Origin of the sequence: Nostoc sp. XA010 (assembly GCF_020829625.1) — a bacterium.
In the GTDB taxonomy this organism is placed as follows: domain Bacteria; phylum Cyanobacteriota; class Cyanobacteriia; order Cyanobacteriales; family Nostocaceae; genus Nostoc.
This window is the reverse complement of sequence record NZ_JAIVFX010000017.1, coordinates 63,490-86,579: the sequence shown is the minus strand read 5'-3', so window position 1 is coordinate 86,579 and position 23,090 is coordinate 63,490. Positions and strand designations below refer to the sequence as shown.

Below are 23,090 nucleotides of genomic sequence, written 5' to 3'. Positions count from 1 at the left end.
TGTTTATGGGGGCTTCAGGAACTCCTCCAGGGTAAGTAGTTGAGTAGTTGAGTAGCTCATAGCTCCTAAATCCCTCGAAGATGTAGTTTTTAGTCTAGCAGTATGTATAGACAGGTGCTTAATTCCGTGAACGCACCTGTCCATACATCAAAGACAGAATTGCAACTCTTAATTACGTTAGCGCAGCGTTAGCGAGTCTTCTCCCAAGGGAGACGCCAAGGGCGAACGAGCGTCATTACGAATTATTTCCGCACCACTACTAAAGTTCCCGTTGAAGCCCATCTGTAAAGATTGCGAGCTTGCTTAACAGGTAAATTTACGCAACCGTGGCTAACTGGAGTTCCAAACCGATTATGCCAGTAAGCACCGTGGATAGCATAGCCTCTGTAAAAATACATTGTGTAAGGAACATCAGGAATATTGTAGCCCCTGCCTCGCATCCGGTGAGTACGATACTTAGAATTAATCCGAAATCTACCTATGGGTGTGGGGGTGGATCGCTTGCCTCCAGAAATGCGGTATGAATAAACAAGTCTTTTACCTTCCCATGCACGTAAGCGTTGCTCTGACAAGTCAATTTCAATCCAGCGAGGTTGGGATGTTTGCCTGATATTAGATGCAGTGATGCTGTTTTCATCCACTGACGCGGCTGTTGCTGTAGTAAAGTTAGGTGTACCTGCTAAAGGTGATGACCAAGAAAATAGAGTTGCCACCATCAGCGCCACGCCTGTACAAAAGGTTCCTGAAGAACGAATTCTATCACTGCGAATCCAAGATTGCATTATGCCTCACCTTCTAAACTACGCAAAAATTATGAAGTAAAGTAATTTTCTGGAAAACTACAAATTTCCAGATCAACTACTCGCTTCCTGTTGAGGATTTACGCAATTCATCCGCTAATGCTTTTCAAAACAAGTCCTAAGCTAATCTGCCTGCAATTTGCACATTTGTCATTTGTCCTTAATTAAATGATGAGTTCTAACTAATAACCGATGACTAATGACTAACCACAAAGGACACCTTAAAAAAAAATCTGTCATTTAAATGCCTAAATACAAACTTTCCCCAAATTTATATTTGCATTTTTAATTTCACACAGCAATTGTCAGGATTTACGCTTGTTTTCTTGGGCAAATCGTTAAATGCCCTCTTCTATATTTTATTCCAAATTCGGTAATTCCGACTCCGAAGATTCCCAGCATAAAATATTGCTGGGAATCACTCAATTGTCTTGATTTGTTGTTATTAATTATTTTCTCTAAATTGCCTTTTGCTTGCTTCACCTACTATTTCTGGATAACTACTGGTGTGCCTACCGATGCCCACTCAAATAGCCATTTAGCATGTTTAGGTGCGAGATTTACACAGCCGTGGCTAACTGGAGTGCCAAACCTTTTATGCCAGTATGCTCCGTGAATACCGTAATTACCTTGATAAAACATGGCATGAGGAACGTTGGGAACATTGTAGTTTTCTCCCCGCATCCGTGTAGTTTTGAACTTGGATTGAATATTAAAAGTACCAATAAGAGTGGGAGTAGCTTTTTTGCCAGAGGAAATAGCACTTCCATAAACCACTCTGTCACCTTCCCAAGCTATTAACCGTTGCTTTGAAAGATCAATTTGAATCCAGCGCTTATCTGATTTTTGTAATGTCTGGATTGTTTGTGCAATCACTTGATTTTTGGAATTCGCCCAAACTTCGCTCGTTCCAGTAGTAGTAAAAACACTTAAGGACAGTGCTGTACCAGTGAGGAGTATTTGTAAGTGACGCACCCAGTCAGGGTAAATTAGTTTTTTCATTTTAGATACACTCACACTTAAATCATGAAGCCTTGAGAAACTTATCAGTTTTCACCTTTGTTTCCCTATCTATTACTTTAATAGACGTGAACTTTTGATGATTTGATTCCACGTTAACTTAACTGTTGTATCAGCTTTCTTGCCCCAGATGCGATCGCTTCCCAATTCCCCTCTGTGACAAGCTTTTTCGGAAATAATTCCCCGCTCAAACCGACAGCGATCGCTCCGGCTTGTAAAAATTCTTTGGCATTTTCTAAAGTCACGCCGCCAGTAGGAATTAAGGGAATCTGACCTAGTGGCCCTTGCAAACTTTTAATATAATCTACCCCTCCCACTGCTTGTACGGGAAATACTTTTACACAACTAGCGCCCTGACTCCAGGCGGTAACAATTTCTGTAGGAGTCATAGCTCCTGGGATGATCGGCACATTTTTTTCTTGTGCTGCTTGAATCATTGCGGAGTCAACGTGGGGTGTGAAGAGGAATTGCGCCCCAGATGCGATCGCTTCTTCTAACTGTTGCACATTGAATAGCGTACCAGTGCCAATAGTACAGGCTGGTAATTCTGAACGTAGTTGAGTGATTAATTCCCCAGCTCGCGAACTATTCCAGGTAATCTCAATTAACTGCATTCCCCCAGATGCTACAGCCATCGCCATTTGCTGTCCCACTTCGATTTTAGGGGCGCGGATGACTGCGATCGCCCGATGTTTTTGCAATTGTGATAACCAAATTTGATTAGGCATTTTGACTGGGAATTAGGGATGGGGGATTAAGGATTATGGATTATGGATTGGGCTAATACAAGCAAAATTTCCCATTCCCTAATACAAGCGTGACATAGTAACCGCGATCGGCTCTTAAACTTGCTTCTTGTATCAAGTTATGAGATATTATAAACAACAGTAAATTTATCGAATTACCGTAGTTTAAAATAAATACCTCAGCTTTTGGGGCTAAAGGAGTAATTAAAATGACAATTGCACAACAAAACCCAGCAGAATATTTACCAATTACCATTCATACTTCCAAAAGCATGGAAATAGGGAGCCTGTGGAAGCTTGTCCGGCTAGGTGCAGTACAAATAAATGGATTTTGGTGGCGGACTAAGGCATACGGAACGATTTTAGGGGTTATCTTACTAACCTTGGTGAGCCTGATTTTTTTAAGTATGCATTGGTCTTATCGCAGACTGTTCCCATTTCTCAGCCATCGAGTCATTAACTATACTCGTCCTATACATCGCCTAATTTTGCTTCCTTTACATTACTTTAGAAACACTCTTTAAAAACTCAGCTTAATTCTTCTAGTAGAGGAGAGGGCTAATTAAAAATGCATATACTGCAATTACCAAGCAATAGTTTGATAAGCCCCTAGTTGAAGACCTACTAGGAGCTTTTTTTTAATTGATTATCTAGCTCAATGGTGGTACATACTAATAAAAATAGTTGTGATTAAACTCTTCCTTATGGTTATTAATGATTAATTCTGATGGTAGATGGAACGAAAGATTAGGATTGATAATATGAATTTGTGACTAAAAAACGTTTACCCAATTAATAACAATGAATATTCTTGCTTGGATTGTTTTAGGTCTAATTGCTGGTGCGATCGCTAAAGCTATCTACCCAGGTCATCAAGGTGGCGGTATTCTGGGAACAATCTTACTAGGAATCATCGGTGCTTTTGTTGGCGGTAGCTTAGGCGTATTCTTCAGTACAGGAACGTTAACTTTAGCAGCCCCTACTCTTAGTATTCCTGGTATTGCGCTAGCAGTTCTTGGTGCAATTGTTGCAGTTTTCCTGTGGAACTTAATAACTCGTCGCAGTGCTGTATAAAAGCAAAAATGCAGACAAGGAGTGAGGGGAATTTAGAAAATCCATTTAACTATTTTAAATTAAATCTAAAAAATAGCGCCAGCCTGTGATTCAGGTGGTGCTATTTTTTGGATTATTGATCAATAAAATAATAAGGACATTGCATAGCGATGTTTAGGAGTGGCTACGCCTACGCACTAATTCATATTTCTATTCCAATATGGTTCAGTTAAGAAGAATTGTAGGTTGGGTTGTAGCAAGATCCCCGTAGGGGTACGAAGTGAAACCCAACAAAGCCTTGATAATGTTGGGTTACTCTGCGGGAAGCCCCTTTGGGTCTACGTTCCTCAACCCAACCTACACCAGTTTTATTTTTTAGCCTTAACTGAACTGTATTGATTTATATTCTGGAACGCCTGGCTTTGTGAAAGACCCGAAACGCTGAGATATTCAAGATTACCCCTAGTGCAATTTTGAGTACCGATGCTGAAAAAATGCCGACAAGCATTCCTCCAATAATGGCTCCAATCACCGAACCAACCCCCATAGGCGCTATGGTATTGCTCAAGGCTGTACGATCTACAAATGCACCTCGATTAGCATATTTGATAACCCCTACCAGTACAGTTGGGAAGCTAACTAGAAGACTGGCTGTACCTGCCGTCTTAATATCTGCACCAAAAGCGAAAACAAGTGTTGGGATAATCACTTCACCTCCTGCAACCCCAAGTAGGCTGCTTACCAACCCAATTGCTAATCCAAATAAAATACCTGCCAAAATGCGCCAACTTAAAGCAGGGGGTAGAAGGGCTGGTATTTGTTGAGGTAGAAAACCCTCGATTATCAAGGCAATGCCAATGACTACCAATAGTACTAAAATGATTCTCTCAAGCTGTTCGTTCGAGAGCTTCCCCGCCATTGCCGCCCCAAAAAAAGCAGTGATAACTGCTCCGGCAATCAAGGAGAAGATTACAGGCAGCAATGGAATAACGGGGCTGAAGGAAAGCCTACTACCCCGGATTACTAAGGATGCAGCAATCGTAATCAAGCTAACAGCCAAGTTCAGAGGCACAGCCTGCCGCACTGAATAGCCCAATGTTCCAGCAAGGACTGGCAGCCGAAACTCTGCACCTCCTAAGCCAATCAGTCCTCCTAATAACCCAATTGGCACGGCATAAAGAAAGGATAATCGGAAACGGCGTACTTCCAAGCTAGTAGTTGTAGGCTCCGGCGCAGACGAGGTATTCTTTTTCATCAATTTTCTTAGAATCTGTTAGGGTGCGTTATAGACTAATGTCCTAACGCACCGAAAATCTAAGATGGTGCGTTAGCCTACGGCATAACACACTCTACAGCTTATATTCCGCAGGTTGGCGATCGCTAATTGTGGATTAATTTCATGCGAGTAAGGACGTTGTTTAGTTTACAGCAGCACTAACTAAACCATTGTGCCTGAGCAAAGCGATCGTACTCGGTTCACGACCCCGGAAAGTTTTAAACACCTCCATTGGATGCTGACCACCACCAAGTGCCAGTACTGTATCTCGATAACGCCGACCTGTAGCTTTTATAGCCTCTTCATCTTCTAGCCCAGCTTCTTCAAAAGCGGCAAAAGCATCAGCACTTAGTACCTCAGCCCACTTGTAACTGTAATAGCCTGCTGCATAACCACCCTCAAAAATATGTCCAAAAGCACATAAAATTGAATCTTCTGGAAGTGGCGGTAAAACGCTAGTAGTCTTGGCTATGCGATGACGCACATCTGAGGGAGTTTCATTACTACCAGGGCGATAGCGATAGTGTAGTTCTAAATCAAGACTGCTCAGGTGGATCTGCCGCAACGTGGCAGATCCACTCATATAATTACGCGCCGCTAGCAGCTTTTGATAATAATGCTCCGGTAGGGCTTCACCAGTTTCGTAATGCTTCGCCATTCCAAAGAAAGTGGTTCGCTCATAACACCAGTTTTCCATAAACTGACTAGGTAGTTCCACTGCATCCCATTCCACGTTATTGATGCCTGCGGCTCCCGTATAGTCAACCTTAGTGAGCATGTGGTGCAATCCATGACCAAACTCGTGGAACAAAGTCTCTACTTCATAGAAAGTCATTAAACTAGGTTTACCATCTACAGGAGGACTTTGATTACACACCAAATAAGCTACAGGTAAACGGATGGCAGTCACACCATTTTCAGTGATTTTGGCCCGATTGATGCACACATCCATCCAAGCACCACCGCGTTTCTCGGCTGGACGGCTGTAAGGGTCTAAGTAGAAGTAGGCTATGGGAGAACCAGTTTCGTCAGCAATTTGGAAATAACGGACATCTTCATGCCATACTGGCGCTTGACCATCGGCAGAGGTGACAGTAACGCCAAACAGCCGCTTGACTAGTCCAAATAAGCCGTCTAACACTTGGGGAAGAGGGAAGTAGGGACGCAATTCTTCAGAGGTAAAGGCGAATTTTGCTTCTCGTTGGCGTTCTGCCCAAAAGCTGATATCCCAGTGTTTTAAATCCTCAGCTTCTGCTGCTCCCTGTGCTGCTGCAAAAGCTTTGAGTTCTTCCAAGTCTTTGACAGCAGCATCATAACTAGCACGGCGTAGTTCTTCTAATAGGGCGTTGACTGCTTCAACGTTGGGAGCCATTTTACTAGCGAGGCTCAATTGGGCAAAACTTTTAAAGCCTAGTATATCTGCGAGTTCTTGCCGCAACTTCAAAATGCGCTCAATTAAAGGGTTGTTATCCAAATCGCCAGTAGAAGCGCGGGTGATATGAGCTTTGTAGAGCTTTTCACGCAAATCTCGACGGGTGCTGTGCTGCATGAAAGGGCCATAGCTGGGGAAGTCCAAAGTAATCCGCCAGGGGCCATTTTCTGGTGTGGCATTACTTTCGCCAGCTGCACGAGCAACTTGGGCTGCTAAACTCACTAAACTTGGTGGTAAACCGTCAATTTCCGCTTGTGTTGTTAGGGTTAAGCTGAAGGCTTTAGTGGCATCAAGTACATGGTTAGAGAATTTGGTAGAAAGTTCTGCTAACTCCATTTGTATGGCGTTAAAACGTTCTCTTACCTCTCCTTCTAAGCCAACACCAGAAAGTTCTGCATCTCGAATGGCAGCATCTACAATACGCTGTTGGGCTAATTCTAAAGTTGCCCAACTATCACTGTTATGAAGTGCCTTAAAGGCATTATAAATAGGTTTACTTTGACCAAGCTTGTTGATAAATTGTACAACTAGTGGCTGTACGATTTCATGAGCTTCGCGCAGTTCTGGGCTATTTTTAACACCCATTAAATGATTCACCACCCCCCAACTCCAGGTAAGCCGTTCTGTCAGCTTTTCTAAGGGTTCTACTAAACCACTCCAAGTAGGCTGTACATTAGACTCTAAGGTGGCAAGCTGCTGCTCAAGTTCTGCCAGCAACTCATTGAAGGCTGGTACTACTCGCTCTGGTTTAATCTCTGCAAAGGGAGGTAAACCAGTGCCTTGAAGTAGGGGATTGTCGGAAATAATGGTACTTGCACTCATGGTTTTGTGTGAACTGCGAGGGAATAAAAATCATTGTTGATTTATATATATCTTCTAATGTAGCGATCGCAGTGCTAGTTAGTGTTGCCGTTATGAGAAAAAGGCGAAAAAAGCGAGAATTCCTCACAAAAATATCCCGATACAGCAATTTTGTTTAGTTTGTAAACAATATCTAACGGCGTGACAGTTCCAGAAATATCAAAGCGATCGCCCGCAGAGTGCATTCACCTACCTCAACTTTACCAAAGGCGATGCCTGCGGCGGGCTACGCCAACGCAAAAAACCATAATTAATGTACTATGTCAAACAGGTAGCGCGTCCGCCAGCATGGGCGTTATCCTGAAAGCACAGTTTCAGCCCAAGAATCCCATACTTCCAAGGCGTGGGAGTGTCACATTAACTTAATGCGATCGAGCATCCTTGCCGAACCGAAAAGGTAGGCTGTATATTTATGATTTTATTTGGCAACTCATCTTTTTACTCGTAAAATCGAAAACAAGATCAAGGTAAGTAGAAAAGAGTCCCTAAATTAATGAATACGTTAATCAGTCAGGGTGGAAGAGCTATCACTAAATTTCAGGTGGTAGACCGGATAAATGATATCGTTTGGCAAGCTCACCAAGGTAGCGTTGCTGCGATTATTCAACTATTGAACGAAAAGCTAGCCAAGTCTGGTGTCAGAACTAGAGCCATATTTTCTGATGGTGTCTTACAACTTCTGTGCGAAGCGGCTAGGATAGAGCAACTTGAGCAATCTCCCCTCGTAGAACAAATCCAGCAAATTCTTGATTCCATCGCGCCGCGTCACATTCGGCGAGTTAATATCAACAGTCGAATTGTTCGGGAACAACAATTACTGTGGTTAAAGGAAATAGATAGCGATCGCGACAACCAATTGCTTTGGTCACAGGAAATTACATTAATTCAGCCTAATCTTGTAAAGCAATTAATTACAGATTTCACAGAAGCTCAAGCTGAACTAGGAAAGCCAAATTTTCCTAGAACTCAAGTCTCTCGTCCTTTAGTACTTATTAACAAAGAAAAACACAAAAATAAGCCTAAAGCAAAGATATTAGCTGCGGCTGGTTTATGCTCACTCTTGTTGCTTAGTTGGGTTATTTATGCCCAGTTAGGTAATAATTTGATAAACCTAATGCAATTACAAACTTCTAAATCTATAACTCCAGAAAATACGAGTAATAGGAAAGTTCAAACACCAGTTAGTCCTACTAAAAATAACCTTTCTGACCCGTCTGATGACCAATTTGCCATAGCCGTGCGAATTGCTAACCAAGCTTCTGCATCTGGTAAAACAGCCACAGTCTCAACTCAGTGGTTAGAGATAGCTGCTAAGTGGCAACGGGCTTCAGATTTAATGAGTAAGGTGCCACAAAAACACAGCCGTTATCAGGAAGCGAAGATTCGTACTCAACTTTATAAGAAATACAGTGAGGCGGCGCAGAAAGAAGCAGGTAAGAGTAAATCTTAGTTTTTTTTATTAGAAAACTTCGATTACTGAGCAGGCAAAATTTAGTAGACAATGATTTTTACTTAAAATCTATTATCACATATTGTATACATCATGACTGGTGGCTCAGAATTTCGATTTTTGTACCAAATACTGTTGGGGACAATTAGAAAAAAATCGACCTTATTGTGTTTTCAATAAGGTCGATTTAATCAAGCTGATTGATTCGTGGAGTCAATCTAAAATCCAAAATCCGTATGTCCCCTAACTCAGGAGTTCTCCTGTTTCTTGCAGGGAGTGTAAGCGGCGATAAATCCCCTCGTGACGCAAGAGTTCATCGTGGCTACCCACTTCTACAATCTTTCCTTGCTCCAGAACTACAATTTTATCGGCTTCCCTGACTGTACTTAAACGGTGGGCAATAACAATAGTGGTGCAAGTACCTTGAATCGATCGCATCGCTAGTTGAATCGAACGCTCAGACTCATAATCTAAACTAGAGGTGGCTTCGTCAAAAATCAGCACATCTGGTTCCACTAACAACGCCCTAGCAATTCCCAAGCGTTGTCTTTGTCCTCCAGATAGCCTGACACCTCGTTCTCCCACGACGGTGTAATAACCTTTGGGTAAGTGCTGCACTACTTCATCGACTCTGGCAATTCTACAGGCTTCTTGAACCTGCTCCAAACTAGCGTTCGGTCTGCCGTAGGTGAGATTATCTAATATAGTACCGTTGAAAACGTCTACTTCTTGGTGAACGATCGCTAGCCTTCGTCTATACTTACCCACATCCAAAGTGCGAATATCTTGACCATCAATCAGAATTTGACCTTCTTGAGGCTCAAAATATCGCAACAGCAACTTTACTAAAGTAGACTTACCAGAACCGGAACGCCCCACCAATGCTACTGTTTGGTATGGCTCAATCAACAAGTTAATATCTTGCAAAACTTGACGGTTGGCATCATATCCAAAACTGAGGTGGGACAACTCAACTTTTCCAGTAAATTTATAAGGAGATTCTGTCTGGTTGCTCTCTTCTAAAAGACTAGCCGAATCAGATGCAGTTGGCTCTTGCAGAAATTCGTGAAACCGTAGCATAGGAGAATAACGACGGGCAAAAACTTCTGCCAAGGCACTAATAGGTTCTAATTCGGCATAAGCCATGCTAGAAAGAGTTAAGGTCATGACAAAGTGACCGAGAGAAATTCTCCCATCTACTGTTGCTGCTAAAGTCAAACCCAGAATTGTAAATACACAAAACTGAATTACAGTTCTTTGCCAAGTAGCCAGTATCGTATAACCTTTGTGGATGCGACTCTCAACCACCGTTAGTTCACGATCTAAACGTTGCTTTTGCCGTTTCAGTTCCCTAGCTTCTCTAGCAAATGCTTTCACCGTTTTGATATTAGTGATCAATTCGGAAGTACGGCTTTCGGTGTCCTCACCGTATTTATCCAGAATAGTTTCGTGCCCAATCAACCGTTGTAAATCCTTCAAAGTTAAGCCAAGGATAACTACAAAGGAGATTAGATATATAACTGCAATTCGCCATTCAATCACCAAAATAAACAAGAAAATTCCTAGTACACGAGCTAGTTTAGGAATCAACTGTCCGGCAACTTCAGGGTAACTAAAAGTATGGTTAGAAATACCTCTTGCTATTCTTCCAGCAATACGCCCGGGGTTATTTTCATCATAAAATTCGAGTGGGAGAGTCAGAATTTTTTCTATGGCTGTTTGGGCTTTCTCCCGACGCACCCTTAAAGGTATATCCCAATGAAACCAAGTGCTTAACCACGGTTGTGTTGGCGCTTTCACTACGGTGACAACGAAAATTAAACCCAGTAAGACACCTAAAGATAGAGTTTTATTGACTGGGTAATTGGTGATGTTTGAAAAAGTTGCGATCGCACTTTGAAGTGGTTTATCCAAAGGTTGATTAGACAAAACGTTTAAAATCTGCCCGATCGCGTAAGGTACAGCTAGATCAATAACTTCGTAAATGCTAGATGCTGTAATACTGAAAACACTCAGCTTCCAGTAAGAATGAAAGTAATTGACAATATCTCGAAATTTGGCCATGATGCACACCGTCCAAGAGCGCGATCGTAAACTTGGAATTTACATACTACAGTTGTATTACATAATAGTCAAGGGCTATAGGTTTAAATCACTCCTTTGAAGTAGTGGGCATTTGTGCGGGGATAAATTCTAGGCGATAGCGATAGAGAGCAACTGGTCGAGAACCAGCTTTAAAGTAATCTGGATCTTGGGGCGAAAGATAGACAGCAGTAACTTGATCTGCCTCAATTGCCGGATTAGCTGTTGCAAGTTTATGATAAGCGGTGGTAGATTCTACAGAGTTTAAATAGGGGCGTGAACCACCTTTAAATAGTTGTTGAAACACTTCTGTAGTGATGAACTTGCCATCAGGGGTAGTTTCTGTAGCTCGTGCAGTCACAATGGAAACTAGTTGTCGACTGCTACGCAAGAACGTAATCTGACGATTAGGTGAATCTGGATCTACTTTGACTAATAACACAGCTTCATCCCCTAAATAAGCTCTTGCCAAATTCAAGCTATTAAACGCTCTATCTGCTACTAAAATTGGGGATTTTCTATTTATCTGAGGTAATATTTTTAACCCAGAAAGATATGGTTGTTCTTTGACAAATCTTACTACAAAACTCACAGGCTGATTTAATTGTCGGCGATTACCTTCAAATCCTGGCGTTATGATATCTGGTGCTAAAGGTGCAGCTAAATCTACCAAAGTACTTGTAACTTGCCAAGTACCAGCCATCCATTCAGGGTAAACCAAATCACCCGAAGCCGATTGTACGGAAGTTAATTTTTCCCATTGGGGAAAATTTGCTAACCGTTCAGATAACTCTCCTGCAAGAGCATCGCCACCCCACAGGAGGAATAAAAGCAGCAAACAAAAACTCCAAATCGCCTTTATTGTAAGCATTAGCAGTTTTATATTTAACGTTTATTATTTATCGATTAAAAATTAAGTAAGTTTGTGTAAAAAATTAAAACTTTGTAGTAAAATATTTGACCTTACAATCCCAAACTATGGTTATAGCATGACACTGGCACTAGGCATGATTGAAGTTTATGGCGTTCCCACAGCAGTGGAAGTGGGAGATGCTATGTGTAAAGCTGCCCGTGTAACCCTTGTTGGTTATGAAAATACTGATTTGGGACGAATTACCGTGTTAATTCGGGGGGTTGTGGGCGAGGTAAATGTGGCGCTGACAGTAGGACTAAAGGCAGTATTGCGAGTTAACGGCGGCGAGGTGATTTCTTATCATATTATTCCCCGCCCCCACGAAAATTTAGAATATGTTTTACCGATTCATCGCAGTGTTAATGTGAAGCAGTTTAGTGCAGATATCCGATTTCCTCCACCCCTATCAGTTTAGCTGTATTAAATTTCTGCTGGTAAAGGTTGCCAAATATCACCATACTTCTCTTTTAGAGTCTGCCAAGCTTCCACCTGTCCTGGTTCATATTCACCAGGTTTACCCCATTGCAAAAACAGGCTTAAGGCAGGTTCTTGTTTATCATCTATAAACCGGATAGCATAGGTTGTAAAATTCCCCCTCTTCGCTTCACCTGTTTCAAATTTCACCTGAGTAATTTTGTCCATATTCAAGTGAAACTCAAAGCCTTCAGTATGCATATTCGCGTACTTACCTTTAGGCAATTCTGCATAAAATAACTTTTCTATTTTGCCTCGTGCTTCTAATACAGCAGCACTACTAGTAACAATTAAACGCAAAGTTCCTAAAGTCTCACAAGCTTCTAAAAATTCTTTCAATGTTGTGGTCATTTGTCATCTATCCTTTGTCATTTGTTATTTGTCCTTGGTTAAACAATGAGTCCTAATTAATGCCCCATGCCCAATTCCCAATCGCTATTTTTCGTATTGTTCATAAGCAGCAACAATGCGCTGAACTAGAGGATGGCGCACAACATCTTTTTGGGTAAATTCGCAAAAGGCAATGCCTTCAACGTGTTTTAAAATTTGTAAAGCTACTCCTAAACCCGATTGTTGGTGAAGTGGTAAATCAGTTTGTGTCATGTCGCCTGTAATCACCATCCGAGAACGGAAGCCCAAACGAGTCAAAACCATTTTCATTTGAGCAGGTGTAGTATTTTGCGCTTCATCCACAATTACAAAGGCATTATTGAGGGTGCGTCCCCGCATATAAGCGAGTGGTGCGACTTCAATTACACCGCGTTCCATTAAACTGGGTACTTTTTCGGGGTCGATAAATTCATAAATAGCATCGTAAAGTGGGCGAAGATAGGGATTAACTTTCTGCTGTAAGTCTCCAGGCAAAAAACCAAGTTTTTCACCAGCTTCGACGGCAGGACGAGTTAAAATTAGCTTTTCAAACTCGTTAGCAAGAAGTGCTTGCACAGCGACAACAACAGCGAGATAAGTTTTACCAGTACCAGCAGGCCCAATACCAAAGGTGAGATCGCGTCTACGGAGTGCATCAATATATTGACGCTGGCGGAAGGTTTTGGCACGGACTTCTTCGCCTCGGCGACTTTTGGCGAGGACATTTCGCTGTAAATCTTGCAGTTCCCCTTGCCGATCGCTATCTATGGCTTGACGAGCTGTTAAAATATCGGCACTGGAGATAGTATTGCCTTTAATCCAGAGGTCTTCAAGCGATCGCACTAATCGAGAAGCCAGATCAATTTGCCCTTCGGTACCAGAAATCACTAATTCCTGTCCGCGTAGCACTAAAGTGGCTCCTGTTTGCCGAGATAGCATTTTGAGATTTTCTTCTCTATCTCCCGCAAGAGCGATCGCACTGGGAATATTGGGCAGCTGAATTGTTAAGGCACCTGCCATAGTATTTCTTAATTGGTGAGGATCTGTGTTTGACAAAGGTTAATGTTTTTTCGCCCTTAGCGAAATTACGCTTTTATTATTTACATTTTGGAAAAATCTTTGCAACAAATAAATCGGCAGTAGGGGCATAAAGCTGTACGCCCCTACAGGTCGAAAAGAGGAAAAGGGGCAGGGGGCAGGGAGCAGGGGGGAATCCCCATACATGAATGTAGGGCTGCTGAAAGTTTGGACGTATTATTTCTCGTGTTACACATCTTGAAATAAATACTTTTACTTTTAGGCATAAATAAAATTAGTTGCTTTCTAACCCTTGTGCCAGGGTCATTCCAGTATCTTTCTCCCTGCCCCCTGCCCCCTGCTCCCCTGCTCCCCTGCCTCTTCGGTGAAGAGTTCAAAAAAAGATCCAAAAATCTTTTTGCTACTTTCCATCTTTACAAAAATTCTGAGCGGAGGTAACCACAACCGCTCAGACTTGCTCTCTAGTTTGAAACTAGCGGAGGCGGGGTTTAACAATGGGTTTAGGCCCATCATTTCCACGCGGTTCTCTTCTAGCCGGCGGTGGCGATCGCTCTTCTGTCTCTTCATCAAAAGACATACCCTCGCGGCCCGGCGTAGTGCTGCCGTAGATATCCAGATATACTGATTGCCCAGTAGCGGCGGCGGCGGCGGCAATTACTGTACGAATCGCCTGAATATTGCGTCCCCCTCGACCAAACACTTTCCCTTTATCCGTGCTTTCAAAGGCGATGCGAATCCAAGCCCGGTTGAGGGCTTGAGAAATTTCACAATCGACGCTTAAAGTTTCTGGAGATTCCAAAAACGGCTGCACTAAAAACCTAACCAGCCCAACATAGTTGGGACTAGCTGTTGGGGATATTGTTCCCGAATTATGATGCGGCTGTAGCTGTGGCACTGACCTGTTCAAAAACATTGGCTTTTACTAAAATGCGACGGACGGTGTCAGTGGGTTGAGCGCCTTGTTGTAGTCGCTTGACGATGCCGGGAATGTCTAGTCGCACTTCATCGGTTCTAGGGTTGTAGAATCCCAACTCTTCTAAGGGACGGCCATCGCGGCGAGAGAGGTTGTTAATGGCGATAATGCGGTAACTTGCTTCCCGCTTTTTACCGTATCGCTTCAAGCGCAGTTTGATCATGGTTAAAGAATCATTCTCCTAATTGGTAAGTATGCCGAAATGCTAATTTTAGCACTGGTCTAGCATTTGGTGCTATTAGTCATTGGTCATTAGTCATTAGCAAATTACCAATGCCCAATAACTAAAGATTACCGAAGCCTTTCTTCTTTTTATCTTTGGTTTTTTTCTTTTTCGTGCCTGTGGCATCACCGCCATAACCCCGCCATCCGGGGGCTGGGGGACGATTGCCTGCGCCTGCGAAGGCGTTGCCCATGCCGCCACCGCCGAACATTCCTGGCATTCCAGGGAAGCCGCCTTGACCCATTTGCTGCATGAGCGATCGCATTTTTTGGAAATCACCCACCAGTTTAGTCACATCTGACTCTCTATAGCCGGAGCCAGCAGCAATCCGCCGTCGCCGGCTGGGAGAACTGGCTAATAAATCGGGGTCATGGCGTTCTTGGCGAGTCATGGAGTTAATCATTGCCTCACAGCGTTTCAGCTGGGTTTCTCCCTGCTTAAGCTGATCGTCTGAGAGCTTGTTCATCCCTGGAATCATCTTGATGAAGCCTCCCAGAGAACCCATGTTCTTTAGCATCCGCAACTGCTTGAGAAAGTCAGTAAAGTCAAACTTTGCTGACAAAATTTTCTCCTGCATTTTCTCAGCATCTGCTAAGTCAAACTCTTCCTGGGCTTTTTCTACCAGGGTCAGCACATCGCCCATTCCCAGAATTCGGGATGCCATGCGATCGGGATAAAACGGTTGCAGTGCCTCAACTTTCTCACCCACGCCCACAAACTTAATCGGCGCTCCCGAAATCTTTCGCACCGAAAGCGCTGCACCACCACGGCTATCACCATCCATCTTGGTGAGAATCGCCCCAGTAATTCCGATCTGCTCATGGAAGGTGCGGGTAAGATTGGCTGCCTCTTGACCAGTCATCGCGTCCACCACCAACAGAGTTTCATGGGGTTGGACAGTTGCTTTGATGCGGGCTAATTCCGCCATCATATCTTCGTCAATTTGCAGACGACCAGCAGTATCAATAATTACTGTGTTTACACCTTCTGCCCTAGCGCGTTCTACACCTTGCCTTGCAATTTCTACGGGATCGGCGTCGCTTCCTAGTTCAAATACTGGTACGTCAATTTGCTTACCCAACGTTACCAACTGGTCGATCGCTGCTGGGCGATATACGTCTGTCGCCACCAACAAGCAGCTACGATCTAATTTTCTCAAATGTAAGGCTAACTTAGCGGTAGCTGTGGTTTTACCAGTACCTTGCAACCCAGCCATTAACACAATAGTAGGCTGTTCCTGGGCTTCTGCAATGGGAACATTTTCTTCTCCCATCACCTGCACCAATTCATCGTGAACAATTTTGATGAACTGTTGGTCAGGTCGCACGCCAGTAATCACCTCGGCTCCCTGTGCCTTGGCTTCGACTTCGCTAATAAAATCTTTGACTACCTGGAGATTGACATCTGCTTCCAACAAGGCGCGGCGCACTTCGCGCAATGCATCTTGAATGTTGGATTGAGAAATTTTGTCCTGTCCCCGCAGTTTTTTCCAGGCGGCTTCTAAACGGTCAGATAAAGCATCAAACATAATGTAATTACAGGTAGTTCGCCAATGGGAAATTTTGAACCGCCGATGAATGCGATTCCGAATTTCCGCTAAATTTTAAACGTGCTATTTACCAGCTTAGTAGTTTTCACCGCGACTGTAGCAACCAGATACCTAGCTTTATAGAAGATTGAGCTTAAAGTACAATGAGGCCAAGAACGGCTATTGTACAGCGAGAACATACATCACATATCGCTATGACTAGCAACACACTGTTTGAACCTACAGAAATCATCCACTTATCAGATATCAGTTGGCAAACATATCAAAACTTGTTAACTGAACTTGGTGTTAATCGCCGCCTCCGGCTCACATACAATCGAGGTACTCTAGAAATCATGGTTCCCTCACCTGAACATGAACGATACAAAAGAATTGCGGGTCGATTTGTCGAAACTCTCGCAGAAGAACTAGAAGTTAGAATTGAGTGCCTTGGTTCTACCACTTTTAAACGTCCAGAACTGAGTGGCGCAGAACCAGATGAATGCTTTTACATTGAAAATATTAATTTTATAAGAGGCAAAAAAAGAATTGATTTAACCCAAGATCCGCCGCCAGATTTGGTAGTAGAAATCGATATTACTAGCAGTTCTAAAAATCGCTTTGAAGTCTATGCGGATATGGGTGTGCCTGAAATCTGGCGATATGATGGCAATTCTTTTAGTATTAACGTTTTACAAAATCAGCAATATCTATCTGTTGAACGGAGTTTAGCATTTCCCAATCTGCCATTAACAGAGATTTCTAAGTTTTTAGATCAGGTGGGAGAAAAAGATTATTTAGAATTAGTTAAAGAATTTCGCCAATGGGTTAGAAGCCACATTTAATATTAAAATTGCGAGTTAATTTAGACAGATGTCGCAGCGAATCAAAGTATATTCATACTCGATATACCACTCGGCGAATTCATACATTGGTGTTGCTCTTGCGGAAAAAGCATTGCAAGGTTTACCTGTTGATATTGAACGAAGACCAATCTATACACCGAAAAAGCGCGGGATAAAGGTAGCTGATTTACAAGGGCGAAGTGAAAGCGCTTTGTTATCGTCGTATCACAAAGAAGATTATTTGCGGTGGGCGAAAAAGTACGGAATTGAAATTCGTCTTAAAGAACTTGAAGAATTTGGTCGGTAGGCCAAGCGCTGGGAGCAAATGAAATTTGGTCGGGAAGAACTTCCTGCAAGAGCGTATTATGCTGCTTGTGGAACCGGAAAGGAGCATCTGCTTGATGCAGCTTTTTTTCGAGCGACGTATATCGACCTTCTTGATGTTAATGATGAGTCTGTGATTAAGAAAGTTGCAAATGATGTTGGGTTGAATAGCGATCGCATTCTTGAGTTAATCTACGGGGAAGCAGCCAAAGAAGCAGCAGTGGCAGCTTTGGCAGAATACGAACAGTTTGGCTGCCCCGGAGTCCCGACTTGGGTAGTCGAAGGCGAGAGGTTTTGGGGAAAAGATCGCGTTGATTGGGTTGCCGAAAAGGTAAAGCAATTATCTTAACTCTTTCTCAAGAGTCGCCCTTTGATGATTGAGTTCCTGCTGGTTTTGAGAGCTGTTGTTGATAAAAGCGGACAACTTTTTGCACATACTCAGCAGTGAAGCCTTTGTCACAACCTGTATAGCTACCAGTCATCCACCAACAAGCTGCACCACGCACAGATGCAATTTCATTATTATTAGTAGCGCGGAATTGATTTGTTAACTCACGGCGGGTGATGCAAGAGACAACTTGGCGAGCGATCGCAGGATTATTTTCAAACTGCGTCGGTGTCAGTTCTCGTTTGAGACAAGTTTTTGACCAGCCTTTAAGGGTTTCTGGTTTAACTTGCCATTCACTATAATATCCATCGTTGGGATTTTTTGTCTGCGGTGCAGCTTGTCGCAATGCTTCTACCATCGCCCCAACTTGGGTATCAGAAACCGGCTGCTGTGCTTGAGCTAATAATGGCAATAGTCCGAAGGTAACAATAACTCCGCCCAGTAGTAATCCTATGGGTTTTTTGATCATTAAGATAACATCCTATGTGTTTACGCTATCAATTAGCAAGGCATGATGTACAACAGATTAGGAACCTACTAAATTTTCTATAGTATCGGCATCATTCGGTAATGCGGCTGTTAAAACTTCGCTACCTTCTGTTGTAACTAAAACATCATCTTCGATGCGAATTCCGCGCACATCAGCAAATTCAGATAAACGTTCCCAATTTACTACATTCTGATATTTTGAGCGAACATTAGCATCATTTAAAATTGCTGGTACTTGATAAAAACCAGGTTCAATTGTGACTAACATTCCTGGACGCAAAGGACGATTTAAACGGAGGTAGCCTAAGCCAAAGCGATCGCTCCTACAACGTCCGTCTTCATACCCTGCTAAATCACCTAAATCTTCCATATCATGAACATCTAAACCCAGTAGATGACCGATACCGTGAGGGAAAAACAGCGCGTGGGCATCCATCTCGACTAAATCTTGAGGGTTTCCTTGTAAAATGCCTAATTCCACTAAACCTTCAGCTATAACCGTAGCAGCTAGCAAATGAATCTCCCCATACTCTACACCAGGGTGTATTCTGGCAATGCAAGCATCATGGGCTGACAGCACAACATTATAAATATCTCTTTGGGTAGATGAAAACTTACCAGAAACTGGCCATGTGCGAGTTACATCGCCTGCCCAACCCATCTCAGTTTCAGCGCCGACATCGGCAAGTAATAAGTCACCTGGTTGTAGGGGATGGTGATACTGTTCGTTATGCAAAACTTCACCGTGAACAGTGACAATACTGGTGTAGGAAGTTGTCATATTGTGGGCAATAATTACCCCTTCCATCGCTGCACGAACTTCTGCTTCCAGCTTGGCTTTAGGTGTTGCTGCCATACCAGCTTTGTGGGCTTCAACAGTGACAGCCGCAGCTTTTCGCAACTGGGTTAATGCAGCTTCATCATGAGTGAGGCGGAGAGAAATGATCGCCTTAGCTAACTCCAAGTCAATTCCTTGGGGAGGACTTTGTGGTAAAACCCATCTATTTAATAGCTGCGATTGTTGCGTCCAAGTAGCTGCATCTTGTACAGCAAGTGTAGCGGCATCTTCTACCCAAGACTCTAATTCTGCCATTGGCCCTGCCACATCCGCCCCAATTTTCTGAGCTATTTCCTGCCGCGTTGGCATTTCTCCATGCCAAAGGGCGCTGCTGGGTGATGGATCGTCTATAAATAGTTCTAGTTTGCCGTCTTCTAAACGAATTGCTGCATTTGCTAATGGCAGTCCAGCAAAATAGAGGAAATGACTGCTAGCGCGAAACGGAAAGGGATTTGCAGGAAAGTTGCGCGGACTGTTGCTACCTGACCACAGAATTACCGGAAAATTAATGAGGTTGGCTAGTTGTTGCCGTCGGTGGCGTAAAGTATCGATTAGGGAAGTAGAAGTTTGTTGGATCAGCATAAATAAAAACTCAAAGAAAAGGATAAAGGTTAAAGATTCCCTTTATTTAATCGTTATCGTCTTTATCGTCATCCTGTTTATCATTCTTGCGATCGTCATCTTTATCGTCATCGTCTTGATCATTTTTGCGATCGTCATCTTCGTCGTTCTGGTTTGTCTGGTTAGGCTGTTGGTTAGGTTTTTGTTGCTCAGTTGGAGCAAGTGGCTGAGGTACTTCAACAGCACAACTAAATAATCCTCCAGTAATTAGCGCTAAGTTGACAGCAGCAAAGATGCTTCTAAAGATTTTTATCGTCATGTTTCTGTTTTGCTTTGACATTGACCCTAGTTTTTGGAGATTGTATTCCTAATTTATCAGGTACTGTATATGGCGGTTCTCGTTTGGATGTAACACGCGTGCTAGCACAACTGTGCTACCCTACAAATGATGCACCGCCTCATAATAATGGTAAATAGAGGCATAAATATCTAATGCACTCCTTATAAATATAATGCTGTCTAATTTTCAAGGTGACTCTAATGGGACAAACCATTACTCAGGTTGATGCTTTTACCAATACACCTTTTGGAGGTAATCCTGCTGCTGTCTGTGTTCTGCCTACTCCCCAAAACGAACGCTGGATGCAGAATGTAGCGCAGGAGATGAATTTATCTGAGACAGCTTTTCTAGTTAGACAGGATGATGGCTTCAAGTTGCGTTGGTTTACGCCCAAGGTGGAAGTACCGCTTTGTGGTCACGCAACCTTAGCTAGTGCCCATGTACTTTGGTCAGAGGGGCATTTGTCACCTAATGAAGTTGCGCGTTTCTACACTAAAAGCGGAGTGCTGATTGCTAAGTTGCAAGGTGAGTGGATTGAGTTAGATTTTCCTGTGAATCATTCAGAAGAAACAGTTGCCCTGCAAGAACTCAAGGCTGCTTTGGGTATCCCATACAAATCTGTTTTCTTGAATTCCTTGGGCTATTTAGTAGAATTGGAATCTGAAGATTTGGTACGGCAAATACAGCCAAATTTCCAAATACTGAAAACATTGCCTACTTCTGAGATAATTGTCACCAGCCTCACTAACCCTGATTCTGAATATGATTTTGTCTCTCGCTTCTTTGCACCGGGTTTAGGGATTGATGAAGACCCTGTAACTGGAGCGGCTCATTGCTGTCTCGCTCCTTTCTGGCGCGATCGCTTGCACAAAGATGAGTTATTGGCTTATCAAGCATCAAGTCGCGGTGGCGTAGTGAAGGTATATTATGACGGAGGCGATCGCGTCTTTCTGAGCGGACAAGCGGTAACTGTTATGCGAGGCGAGTTAATTACCGCATAAACCTAATATTACAAATCAATAGCATCTGGTAAAAACTCAGCATCAAGAATTTGGGCAATGGAATAAGGACATTCCACTGGAAACGTATTTATTGGTAAAGCAAAACTCCGTCGTAGCTGTTGTGAACTTGCTACGGCGGAGAAAGGAAAAATTAAAACGCTAAGAGCGAGCAGGCCAAATGCTTGCATCACAAGAATAGAAAGAAAGCAAAAATGAAGAAGTAAATTTACCTTTTACTTTTTACCTTGTACATTTTACCTAGTCTCTCCCTCGGCGTTTCCTACTGTGCTAGATGTGCAAAATATATAGTTTTTACTTCAACAGAAAAGTATTCTAAGGATCATTTTTGATGTATTATCTTAAAGGCTAAATACAAATAATTCACCAAAAAAGGTTGATGGGCGACCATTTAGGCGATCGCTACGGAAATTCAAAGAAAAAATAAATAAAAAATTAAATTTAGTAGAATTACTCTAGTGAATCCCCAGTCGCCATTGGTTTAATCATGATTTGATCAACCAAAAATGGCTAATAACTATAAAATTTGCAGAACAACTAGTGTCATATCATCAGTGTTTTGCCTATCAGCACCAATAAATTGCTCAACTTGGTCGAATAGGTAATCTACAATCTCCTCTGGGCCATTGCAGTATTTGCAAGCCGTATTGAAGCCAGCGACAAAGTTATCTTCATCGAAGCGATCGCCACCAGCAGCAGCAGCATCGGTCAAGCCATCTGTATAGTAGATAATTGTATCCCCAGGTTCTAACTGTGCCTGAGCATCTTCATATTGGCTGTTAGCATCCAAACCGATTAACATTCCTAGAGTATCTAAACGGCTGACAGTTTTCGTAGCTGCGTGCCACCACAACGGAGGATTGTGTGCCGCATTGCTATAAGACAAAATTCGGTTGTGGGGATTATATTCTGAATAAAATAGCGTTACAAAGCGGTGGGAATTTTCCAAATCCGCATACATAACTCTATTTAAGTTTTGTAGAATTCCGGCTGGAGAATTACCATGTAGCACTTCTCCCCGTAACATTCCCCGCATCATCGTCATAATCAGCCCAGCCGGAACACCTTTGCCCATGACATCTCCAATAACCAAACCCCAGCAACTATTTTCCGTGCTGCCTTTAGTCTTGGGTTGGATTTTATTGTGATTGGTAGCAATAAAGTCATAGTAATCTCCGCCGACGCGATTGGCAGGTTTACAACGTGCCGCCAGGACTGCACCAGGAATTATAGGGCATTGACGTGGCAAAAGTCGCCGTTGAATTTCTGCGCCAATTTCTAGTTCTTGGTCTAGGCGTTCTTTTTTTCTTAGTTCTACAGCTAGTTCATCGTTTTCGATCGCAACGGCTGTTTGATCTGCTACTAACCTAACTAACTTTTGCCTGGTTTCTGTCCAACTATATTCTGGATCGCGGCTCAAGACATAGAGCCATCCCCGTTCTGTATGCTTCACCAGAATCGCCGTACCAAAGATTTGGACATCTGGTCCCAGATAGCGATGCATCTGATCATCCAAAATCCCCGTGGCATTGGCTAGAGGGGCAGCATTGGGCAGAAGCGTGATTTGACTGCTGGCTATTTCCAGCGCTTTGCGAATATTTTTTCGCTGGCGACTATCTTGCCAATGTAACTGCTCTAATCTTACTTGACCATTAGGTTTGTAGAGAAACAGGGCGCTGCCGTCTGCATCCGTCACTCTCGTTGCCATCAGGGGGATCAGTTCCAAAAACTGATTCAAATTATTGAAACTTCTCAGGGCAAATCCTAAAGAACTGAGCAAATCTTGAATTTTATTCTGTTCCCGGTGCAACCTTGCCACGAGTTCTTTGAGTGCTACGACTGGTGTGACATCTGTCGCGGCAGTACTATTGTTGTCAATGGGTTGAGAGGGCAGTTGAGACACAGGCACAGGTATTATTGCACTTTATATTGGCAGATTTTAGATTACTTATAAATCTTTTGGCTTTGGCATTGCTAAACCATATTTAGACAAGACTTGTCACTTTAGCAAGAGTATAAAGACGTAACAGATAACTTTTATCAGTATT

At 42.9% G+C, this 23,090-nt stretch carries 27 protein-coding genes; 9 read left to right on the top strand and 18 right to left on the bottom strand.

Annotation, left to right across the window (positions count from 1 at the left end):
• Positions 1–242: 242 nt before the first annotated feature.
• From LC608_RS22755 to LC608_RS22740, 4 genes are all read right to left on the bottom strand, one after another.
• Positions 243–782 carry a L,D-transpeptidase gene (locus tag LC608_RS22755; RefSeq protein ID WP_229555692.1) on the bottom strand — a complete coding sequence of 180 codons (540 nt, stop codon included), beginning with the start codon at positions 780–782 and terminating at the stop codon, positions 243–245.
• Between the two features lie 330 nt (positions 783–1,112).
• A complete protein-coding gene (locus LC608_RS22750) occupies positions 1,113–1,283 on the bottom strand; it encodes a hypothetical protein (protein WP_229555691.1) in 171 nt (56 codons plus the stop codon).
• Positions 1,284–1,286: 3 nt separating this feature from the next.
• Entirely contained in the window at positions 1,287–1,802 is a 516-nt protein-coding gene (locus LC608_RS22745; RefSeq protein WP_229555690.1) for a L,D-transpeptidase, read from the bottom strand.
• A gap of 113 nt (positions 1,803–1,915) precedes the next feature.
• The gene (locus tag LC608_RS22740) at positions 1,916–2,548 is read right to left on the bottom strand and encodes a bifunctional 4-hydroxy-2-oxoglutarate aldolase/2-dehydro-3-deoxy-phosphogluconate aldolase (protein ID WP_229555689.1); all 633 of its coding nucleotides are present in this window, start codon (positions 2,546–2,548) and stop codon (positions 1,916–1,918) included.
• Between the two features lie 227 nt (positions 2,549–2,775).
• Here LC608_RS22740 and LC608_RS22735 point away from each other — a divergent pair, with 227 nt between their 5' ends.
• Both LC608_RS22735 and LC608_RS22730 read left to right on the top strand, forming a co-directional pair.
• Positions 2,776–3,090: a hypothetical protein gene (locus LC608_RS22735; RefSeq protein WP_229555687.1), complete on the top strand. Its 315-nt coding sequence runs from the start codon at positions 2,776–2,778 to the stop codon at positions 3,088–3,090.
• A 277-nt stretch (positions 3,091–3,367) separates the two neighbouring features.
• Positions 3,368–3,640, top strand: coding sequence for a GlsB/YeaQ/YmgE family stress response membrane protein (locus tag LC608_RS22730; protein ID WP_100900051.1), 273 nt, complete (start codon positions 3,368–3,370; stop codon positions 3,638–3,640).
• Positions 3,641–4,019: 379 nt separating this feature from the next.
• Here LC608_RS22730 and LC608_RS22725 read toward each other — a convergent pair whose 3' ends face one another.
• A complete protein-coding gene (locus LC608_RS22725) occupies positions 4,020–4,874 on the bottom strand; it encodes a sulfite exporter TauE/SafE family protein (protein ID WP_229555686.1) in 855 nt (284 codons plus the stop codon).
• 163 nt (positions 4,875–5,037) lie between these two features.
• The gene (locus LC608_RS22720; protein WP_229555684.1) at positions 5,038–7,149 is read right to left on the bottom strand and encodes a M3 family metallopeptidase; all 2,112 of its coding nucleotides are present in this window, start codon (positions 7,147–7,149) and stop codon (positions 5,038–5,040) included.
• A 180-nt stretch (positions 7,150–7,329) separates the two neighbouring features.
• Between LC608_RS22720 and LC608_RS22715 the strand changes: the two genes are divergently transcribed.
• Both LC608_RS22715 and LC608_RS22710 read left to right on the top strand, forming a co-directional pair.
• Positions 7,330–7,554: a hypothetical protein gene (locus LC608_RS22715; RefSeq protein WP_229555683.1), complete on the top strand. Its 225-nt coding sequence runs from the start codon at positions 7,330–7,332 to the stop codon at positions 7,552–7,554.
• Between the two features lie 127 nt (positions 7,555–7,681).
• Positions 7,682–8,638, top strand: a complete 957-nt coding sequence (locus LC608_RS22710) for a hypothetical protein (RefSeq protein WP_229555682.1) — start codon at positions 7,682–7,684, stop codon at positions 8,636–8,638.
• A 243-nt stretch (positions 8,639–8,881) separates the two neighbouring features.
• Here LC608_RS22710 and LC608_RS22705 read toward each other — a convergent pair whose 3' ends face one another.
• Together LC608_RS22705 and LC608_RS22700 are read right to left on the bottom strand one after the other, a co-directional pair.
• Positions 8,882–10,702 carry an ABC transporter ATP-binding protein gene (locus LC608_RS22705; RefSeq protein WP_229555681.1) on the bottom strand — a complete coding sequence of 607 codons (1,821 nt, stop codon included), beginning with the start codon at positions 10,700–10,702 and terminating at the stop codon, positions 8,882–8,884.
• A gap of 88 nt (positions 10,703–10,790) precedes the next feature.
• Entirely contained in the window at positions 10,791–11,591 is an 801-nt protein-coding gene (locus LC608_RS22700) for a DUF6816 family protein (RefSeq protein WP_229555680.1), read from the bottom strand.
• 118 nt (positions 11,592–11,709) lie between these two features.
• Here LC608_RS22700 and LC608_RS22695 point away from each other — a divergent pair, with 118 nt between their 5' ends.
• A complete protein-coding gene (locus LC608_RS22695) occupies positions 11,710–12,048 on the top strand; it encodes a carbon dioxide-concentrating mechanism protein CcmK (RefSeq protein WP_229555679.1) in 339 nt (112 codons plus the stop codon).
• A gap of 5 nt (positions 12,049–12,053) precedes the next feature.
• On the opposite strand, the gene LC608_RS22690 is transcribed toward LC608_RS22695, so the two are convergent.
• The 5 genes from LC608_RS22690 to ffh all read right to left on the bottom strand — a co-directional run bounded on the left by LC608_RS22690 (position 12,054) and on the right by ffh (position 16,238).
• The gene (locus tag LC608_RS22690; protein WP_229555678.1) at positions 12,054–12,458 is read right to left on the bottom strand and encodes a ChuX/HutX family heme-like substrate-binding protein; all 405 of its coding nucleotides are present in this window, start codon (positions 12,456–12,458) and stop codon (positions 12,054–12,056) included.
• An 84-nt stretch (positions 12,459–12,542) separates the two neighbouring features.
• Positions 12,543–13,496, bottom strand: a complete 954-nt coding sequence (locus tag LC608_RS22685; protein WP_229555676.1) for a PhoH family protein — start codon at positions 13,494–13,496, stop codon at positions 12,543–12,545.
• Between the two features lie 490 nt (positions 13,497–13,986).
• Positions 13,987–14,427, bottom strand: coding sequence for a KH domain-containing protein (locus LC608_RS22680; RefSeq protein ID WP_229555675.1), 441 nt, complete (start codon positions 14,425–14,427; stop codon positions 13,987–13,989).
• Positions 14,384–14,650 carry a 30S ribosomal protein S16 gene (rpsP, locus tag LC608_RS22675; protein WP_229555674.1) on the bottom strand — a complete coding sequence of 89 codons (267 nt, stop codon included), beginning with the start codon at positions 14,648–14,650 and terminating at the stop codon, positions 14,384–14,386. Before rpsP ends, LC608_RS22680 begins: the two co-directional genes overlap by 44 nt.
• 121 nt (positions 14,651–14,771) lie before the next feature.
• Positions 14,772–16,238, bottom strand: a complete 1,467-nt coding sequence (gene ffh / locus LC608_RS22670) for a signal recognition particle protein (protein ID WP_229555672.1) — start codon at positions 16,236–16,238, stop codon at positions 14,772–14,774.
• Between the two features lie 215 nt (positions 16,239–16,453).
• Here ffh and LC608_RS22665 point away from each other — a divergent pair, with 215 nt between their 5' ends.
• The 3 genes from LC608_RS22665 to LC608_RS22655 are packed head-to-tail and all read left to right on the top strand — an operon-like array spanning position 16,454 to position 17,756.
• The gene (locus LC608_RS22665) at positions 16,454–17,083 is read left to right on the top strand and encodes a Uma2 family endonuclease (protein WP_229555671.1); all 630 of its coding nucleotides are present in this window, start codon (positions 16,454–16,456) and stop codon (positions 17,081–17,083) included.
• A gap of 28 nt (positions 17,084–17,111) precedes the next feature.
• Positions 17,112–17,390, top strand: coding sequence for a hypothetical protein (locus LC608_RS22660; protein ID WP_229555670.1), 279 nt, complete (start codon positions 17,112–17,114; stop codon positions 17,388–17,390).
• 18 nt (positions 17,391–17,408) lie between these two features.
• Entirely contained in the window at positions 17,409–17,756 is a 348-nt protein-coding gene (locus tag LC608_RS22655; RefSeq protein WP_229555669.1) for a DsbA family protein, read from the top strand.
• Between the two features lie 7 nt (positions 17,757–17,763).
• Here the strand turns inward: LC608_RS22655 and LC608_RS22650 are convergent, their stop codons facing one another.
• The 3 genes from LC608_RS22650 to LC608_RS22640 are packed head-to-tail and all read right to left on the bottom strand — an operon-like array spanning position 17,764 to position 20,002.
• On the bottom strand, positions 17,764–18,264 hold the full coding sequence (locus LC608_RS22650; RefSeq protein ID WP_229555668.1) for a hypothetical protein: 501 nt from the start codon (positions 18,262–18,264) through the stop codon (positions 17,764–17,766).
• Between the two features lie 57 nt (positions 18,265–18,321).
• A complete protein-coding gene (locus LC608_RS22645; RefSeq protein WP_229555667.1) occupies positions 18,322–19,704 on the bottom strand; it encodes an aminopeptidase P family protein in 1,383 nt (460 codons plus the stop codon).
• A 46-nt stretch (positions 19,705–19,750) separates the two neighbouring features.
• Positions 19,751–20,002 carry a hypothetical protein gene (locus LC608_RS22640; RefSeq protein ID WP_229555666.1) on the bottom strand — a complete coding sequence of 84 codons (252 nt, stop codon included), beginning with the start codon at positions 20,000–20,002 and terminating at the stop codon, positions 19,751–19,753.
• 221 nt (positions 20,003–20,223) lie between these two features.
• Between LC608_RS22640 and LC608_RS22635 the strand changes: the two genes are divergently transcribed.
• Positions 20,224–21,024 (top strand): PhzF family phenazine biosynthesis protein, encoded by an 801-nt coding sequence (locus LC608_RS22635; RefSeq protein ID WP_229555664.1) that lies wholly within the window; start codon positions 20,224–20,226, stop codon positions 21,022–21,024.
• An 8-nt stretch (positions 21,025–21,032) separates the two neighbouring features.
• On the opposite strand, the gene LC608_RS22630 is transcribed toward LC608_RS22635, so the two are convergent.
• Complete coding sequence (locus tag LC608_RS22630) at positions 21,033–21,212, bottom strand: DUF29 domain-containing protein (protein WP_229555663.1); 180 nt, start codon at positions 21,210–21,212, stop codon at positions 21,033–21,035.
• Positions 21,213–21,559: 347 nt separating this feature from the next.
• Positions 21,560–22,951: a PP2C family protein-serine/threonine phosphatase gene (locus LC608_RS22625; RefSeq protein WP_229555662.1), complete on the bottom strand. Its 1,392-nt coding sequence runs from the start codon at positions 22,949–22,951 to the stop codon at positions 21,560–21,562.
• Positions 22,952–23,090 lie beyond the last annotated feature (139 nt).